This is a genomic window from bacterium, from assembly GCA_037143175.1.
GTDB lineage: Bacteria > Verrucomicrobiota > Kiritimatiellia > CAIKKV01 > CAITUY01 > JAABPW01.
The window spans coordinates 1-5,824 of sequence record JBAWZF010000088.1 but is presented as its reverse complement, the minus strand read 5'-3'; the positions used below and the strand labels follow the sequence as shown (position 1 = coordinate 5,824).

7 protein-coding genes and 1 tRNA gene are annotated in these 5,824 nt (G+C 51.5%); 5 read left to right on the top strand and 3 right to left on the bottom strand.

The genetic code is table 11. The features are described 5' to 3' along the window. Window positions 1–88: transfer RNA gene (locus tag WCI03_14940), tRNA-Ser, on the top strand. A 312-nt stretch (window positions 89–400) separates the two neighbouring features. On the opposite strand, the gene mscL is transcribed toward WCI03_14940, so the two are convergent. Together mscL and WCI03_14930 are read right to left on the bottom strand one after the other, a co-directional pair. After that, the gene (gene mscL / locus WCI03_14935; protein ID MEI8141147.1) at window positions 401–826 is read right to left on the bottom strand and encodes a large conductance mechanosensitive channel protein MscL; all 426 of its coding nucleotides are present in this window, start codon (window positions 824–826) and stop codon (window positions 401–403) included. 47 nt (window positions 827–873) lie between these two features. Next, the gene (locus WCI03_14930) at window positions 874–2,073 is read right to left on the bottom strand and encodes a saccharopine dehydrogenase family protein (protein MEI8141146.1); all 1,200 of its coding nucleotides are present in this window, start codon (window positions 2,071–2,073) and stop codon (window positions 874–876) included. A 190-nt stretch (window positions 2,074–2,263) separates the two neighbouring features. On the opposite strand from WCI03_14930, the gene WCI03_14925 reads away from it, so the two are divergent. From WCI03_14925 to WCI03_14910, 4 genes are all read left to right on the top strand, one after another. Beyond that, entirely contained in the window at window positions 2,264–3,358 is a 1,095-nt protein-coding gene (locus tag WCI03_14925) for a PAS domain-containing sensor histidine kinase (protein MEI8141145.1), read from the top strand. Beyond that, the gene (locus WCI03_14920) at window positions 3,355–4,011 is read left to right on the top strand and encodes a response regulator transcription factor (protein MEI8141144.1); all 657 of its coding nucleotides are present in this window, start codon (window positions 3,355–3,357) and stop codon (window positions 4,009–4,011) included. Before WCI03_14925 ends, WCI03_14920 begins: the two co-directional genes overlap by 4 nt. 108 nt (window positions 4,012–4,119) lie before the next feature. Next, on the top strand, window positions 4,120–4,800 hold the full coding sequence (locus tag WCI03_14915) for a hypothetical protein (protein ID MEI8141143.1): 681 nt from the start codon (window positions 4,120–4,122) through the stop codon (window positions 4,798–4,800). An 18-nt stretch (window positions 4,801–4,818) separates the two neighbouring features. Beyond that, the gene (locus WCI03_14910; GenBank protein ID MEI8141142.1) at window positions 4,819–5,250 is read left to right on the top strand and encodes a response regulator transcription factor; all 432 of its coding nucleotides are present in this window, start codon (window positions 4,819–4,821) and stop codon (window positions 5,248–5,250) included. Here the strand turns inward: WCI03_14910 and WCI03_14905 are convergent. Further along, on the bottom strand, window positions 5,237–5,824 hold a 588-nt coding region (locus tag WCI03_14905; GenBank protein MEI8141141.1), incomplete at its 5' end, for a hypothetical protein. The genes WCI03_14910 and WCI03_14905 overlap by 14 nt on opposite strands.

Genomic DNA, 5,824 nt, shown 5'->3' with positions numbered 1-5,824 from the left:
GGAGAGGTGGCCGAGTGGTCTAAGGCGCAGCACTGGAAATGCTGTGTACCGCAAGGTACCGTGGGTTCAAATCCCACCCTCTCCGCCATTTTCATCAAACGCTTGTAAACATTGACTAATGTTAACATTTCCTCTTCTTGCGCATGCTTATGGATAACGGTACAGAATAACGTTTCCATAAAGGGGATCACCGCCGAGGGCTTTACGAACGCTCGATTGCAATCCCGCCCACCCTCCGCCCTCAACTTATAACCCCTGTTCCTGAGGCTGGCGGAACCGGAACCGCGGCCAGGTCGCGGATGTAGGCGCGCAGGCGGCGGTGGCTGGCGATGGGCGGCTGGACTTCTCGCCGGTGGAATTAAAAGGAGTAGTTAGCATTCATGCAATTCCTGACTATACCTTATTTCTTAAGCAGATCACGAATTTCGGCTAGCAACTTAACATCTGCAGGCGGCTCAACCGGAGTGGCGGTTTTAGCCGCTTCATGCCGATGCAGCGCGTTCATTCCCTTCACCATGAGAAAGATAGCGAACGCCACGATCACGAAGTCGATGACCGTATTAATGAAAAGCCCATAATTAATGGTGGCGACCCCGGCCGCCTTGGCATCAGCCAGAGTTTTGAACGGCCCCTTATCCGGGTCGAGAGCAACAAACAAATTGGAGAAGTCGACACCACCCATAAGCTTTCCAATAGGCGGCATCATGACATCGGTGACCAGGGATGAGACAATTTTCCCAAATGCACCGCCGATGATAATACCGATGGCCATATCCATCACATTACCCTTCATTGCGAACTGCTTGAATTCCTGAACCATGCTCATGATCATTCCTCCGTTTTTGTTTCTTGTTTGCTCTTTGCCTACAGAGATTACTTGACCGGCATTTGACCGGGACCCAGATGCTTGACCTTCCACGGAAGACCATAGTGATTCAATTCTTCCATGAAGGGATCGGGATTGAACTGTTCCACATTAAATACGCCGGCATCACACCAGGCACCGGTCACCACCATTCGCGCACCGATGGCGGCAGGGACACCCGTGGTATAGGAAATTGCCTGAGACTTGACTTCCTTCCAGCACTGGGCGTGATCACAAACGTTATAGATATAGATCTTCCGTTTCTTGCCGTTCTTGATGCCTTCCATCATGCAGCCTATGTTGGTCTTGCCCTTGTAGTTTTTCCCCAACGACGAGGGTTCCGGCAGAATGGCCTTCAGGAATTTCAGCGGAACAACGGGCTTGCCTTCATACATGACAGGATCAATACGGGTCATCCCGACATTCTCAAGCACCCGCAAGTGCGTCAGATATTGTTCACCAAAAGTCATCCAGAACCGGATCCGCTTAAGTCCTTTGATGTTCTTCACGAGGGACTCCAGTTCCTCGTGATACATCAAATACATTTCCTTCGGACCCACCTCGGGGAAGTTGAACGTCTGATGAACCGAAAGGGGGTCGGTGTCCTTCCACTGCCCTTTTTCCCAATACTTACCGCGTGCGGTAATTTCCCGGATATTGATCTCGGGATTGAAGTTGGTGGCAAATGCCTTCCCGTGCGAACCGGCGTTGCAATCGAGAATATCCACGGTATGAATTTCATCGAAATAATGCTTCTGGGCATAGGCACAAAAGATATTGGAGACCCCGGGGTCGAAACCGCAACCCAATACGGCCAGCAATCCTTTTTCACGGAACGCCTTGTGATATTTCCACTGCCACTTGTATTCAAACTTCGCCTTGTTGGGCGGCTCATAATTGGCGGTGTCGAGATAATCCACACCCGTTGCCAGACAGGCCTCCATAATGGATAGATCCTGATACGGAAGCGCGACATTGATCAGGATATCAGGATTGATCTTTTTGATCAGGCGGACAACTTCAAGCGGCTTATCGGCATCAACCTTGGCCGTCTGGATCCTGGTTTTCAGTTGTGCTGCAATAGCCTTGCACTTTTCTTCTGTGCGACTGGCCAGACATATCTCATCAAAAATCTCCGGCATCTGAGCACATTTATGCGTCACCACACCGCCAACACCACCTGCTCCGATAATCAAAACTTTACTCATATATCCACTCTCTCCCGAAGTACCCGAATTGCGCTTCACTCAATACCGACGTGCATACTATCGCCTCACACAAAGAAGGTCAAATGCAGGAATGATCAGGGTTTGCCTGACCGCCAATCAGGGATTACCTGATTGTTAATCCGGATCGGTTGTGTAAAGTCTAGTCCAGCCAACTCAGGAGTAAGTTAGAATGAAATCAAATCAGAATGGGGTCGGAATTGCATCTGATTCCATGCAACGAACCGAACTCCTCGCCGTCATCGCCAATACCGTTCGCGATAGACTTTTCCTTCTCACGGTCGAGGCCGATGGCTTCTTCCGATTTCTTTGCGTGAACGATTCCTTCCTGCTGGGAACAGGACTCACAGAAGAACAAGTAGTCGGCAGGCGTATCGAGGAGGTCGTCCCCTCCCCCTTTCACTCTTTTGTTCAAAGCAAACTCCAGGAAGCCATTCGTGACAACACCACTGTAATCTGGACTGAACACGCCATCCTCCTGCCAGAAAAGCACGAGGGCGAAGTCGCCGTGACACCCATCGAAGACGAATCGGGACGAATCGTCCAACTCGCGGGCGTCATCCGTGATATTAATTTGCGGCGAAATGCGGAAGAAGAAGGCAGAGAACTATCCTGTCATCTTTTACAACTTCAAGATGAGGAACGCCGGCGGATAGGTCGCGAATTACATGATTCCACGGCACAGGAATTAGCCGCGGTCGGGATGAATATCGGGCTGGTGTTGCAGCGTATTGAAGGACGTGACACGACGAATGACGACCTCCTGGCGGACTCCCTTGCCATTGTCGATCAATGCAACCGGGAAATCCGAACCATGGCCTATCTGCTGCACCCCCCCTTGCTTGAAGATGTGGGTTTGGCCGCCGCCTCCCACGAGTATGTCTCCGGGTTTTCGCAACGAAGCGGGATTCAAGTAACCATCGATGTCGGCTCTGACCTAGGCCGTCTCCCCCCCGCGACCGAGCAGGCATTATTCCGTGTTCTCCAGGAAAGTCTGGCCAATGTCCACCGGCATTCAGGAAGCAAGACCGCTAAAATCCGAATCTGGCGTGAAAACGATCGCGTTTTTCTTGAAATCAAAGATCAAGGCAACGGTCTTCCCCCCGACATGATATCCGATGAAAACGGGCGGATTTCAAAGGTAGGAGTAGGGATTGCGGGCATGCGTGAACGCCTGCGCCAACTCGGCGGCCGATTTACAATTGAATCCAATCCTCAAGGCACCACCGTGAGGGCGATGATACAGATAAAAGGGAGCGCCAGATGAAGCCCCTGCGAATATTAATAGCCGACGACCATGAACTCGTCCGGAAAGGGTTACGATCTGTCCTGGACGGCCAGGCGGGGTGGACAATTTGCGGCGAGGCGATCAACGGACGGGAAGCTGTCGAGTTTGCCAGGCAATTAAAACCGGACGTCATAGTCATGGATGTAACCATGCCCGAGCTAAATGGGCTCGAGGCCACACGCCAGATTCTCAAAGAACGAATCAAAACCGAGGTACTGATCCTCACTGTGCATGAATCCGAGCAATTGGTCGGCGAGGTGCTTGCCGCAGGTGCACGAGGCTACATCCTCAAGGGTGACACCACACGCCTTCTGGTCGACGCCATTGAATCGATCTCTCAGCACAAGCCTTTTTTTACAGGAACGGCGTCGGAAGTGGTGTTGGGAGGCTATCTAAGACCTGGGCAACCTGCTCGAAAAGAGTCACGGGCGCTCCCTCGCCTGACTGCTCGCGAACGTGAGATCGTACAGCTTCTCGCGGAAGGCAAAAGCAATAAGGAAGTGGCAACATCACTTGGCGTCAGTGTCAAAACTGTGGATGCGCACCGTGCCAACATCATGCATAAGCTCAACATCCACTCCGTGACTGACCTCGTCCGCTACGCCATCCGTAATAACATCATCGCCGCCTGAGTCCCATCCTTCCTGAATTTCTAGGGTGAATTACCTAGATGACTTTACCGTCATAAATAGGGAATCCAAGAATTTCGAATTTTCATAGCCCGCTCGCATACTAGTCTCATGAAGAGAGAACTAGACATGCCAGCAAAGGGTTCCCTGAACAGCGCAAAGCTCTTTTGCGTCTGGCTTCTGACCCTGGTTTGTCTGGCGCTCGGCGGATCATCAACCTCGCTGGAAGCGGCAACGGTTTCACTTGCCTGGGACCCACCCGTCAACAATACAGACGGCTCTCCCGTGGCCAATCTAGCGGGCTATCGCCTCTATTATGGCACCAACTCACAGGTCTATTTCGGCCAGATCATGGCGGGACTTACCCCAACCGCTACAGTCAGTAATCTTCAGGAAGGCGTGACCTATTACTTCGCCGCCGTCGCCTTCAACGAGACTGGTGTCGAAAGCAGTTATTCGGAAGAGATAACATGGACCCCCAAAGCCCTCGATTCTGATAACGACGGGATGTCAGACAATCAGGAGCAAGCAGCAGGCACCGACCCCAATAATGCCAGCTCAGTCCTGAGCGTAAAGTTGACAAGCGCTCCGTCAGGCGCGGGCCATGTAGTGCAGTGGGCGAGCGTGCCGGGCAAGTACTACAAGGTGCTCCGCAGCACGAATCTGATGGCGAATCCGGCATTCACTCCACTCACCTCGCATATCCAGGGGCTAGGATCTGTCACTTCCTTCACAGACACAGATGTGACCGCCAGCGGATCATATTTTTATAAAATTGAGGTTGAGCTATAGACGGAACAGTAAAGCCTGATGAATACAGAATTACAACTACACCCCCTGCGCACACTCATCGTAGACAACTCGAAGCTCTTCCTGACGTGTTTACAACGCCTGCTCAAAGTGCAGGGAGTGGTGCAGGTAGTAGGCACGGCAGCCGATGGCCGTGAGGCCGTAGAAATGGCCGGAAAGCTCACCCCGGATCTGGTGCTGATGGATCTCCATATGCCCGGCATGGACGGCCTCCAGGCAACGATGTTACTGCGTCAACAGGTACCTGACAGCCGCATCATCATCATGACGGCGAATGAAACGGACTCCATGGCGAGTTTTTGCCGAAACCATGGCGCACACGGCTTTGTTTCGAAGTATCAAATGCTTAACTCTCTGGCGGTTGAGATTGAACGGATATTTCCAGCAGGCACACAAGCCCTGAAGCCGGAAAAGGTGATTAGTCTGAAATAGTATCTTTGGTTCGCTTCATCCAGTTTGGACGAATCAGAAATCGATCCACTCTGAATGTCACACCCAAACAGAGCAGCACGGATACCAGCAAAACTATCGCATTTGGCTCAGGGGTCGCAATTTGATCGTAGCTGAACTCCAGATTATCAACGCCAAAAGTAACTAAACCGATTGAGTCGAGGGGAGTTCTAACGGAAAAGCCTAGCAATGAAACGTTTGTAATAGCATCTTGAAAACTCACGCCAATATTCGTGGATGTCCAACCTGACAGGGTATTAAAACTGACTGAAAGATTCTCCCAACTGGCTGAGGGAGTTGAAAAGACGTATTCCCAAGTGGAGTTCCCTACAGCCGACTTGAAATATAAGGACTGAAGTGAATTAGGCCCAAATCCGAGGTAGTCGAACGAGAGAACCAAGTTGTTATAATCACCGGTATAGCCTACAGCTCCGTTAGCCACACTATCAAAATCGACACCCGGGAATCCTCCAAAGTCAAATTGGATTTGCAGATATCCATTCGGATTCCCATCGACAGGAGAAGCGGTAACCATAGCGCCCCCCCCCCCTACACT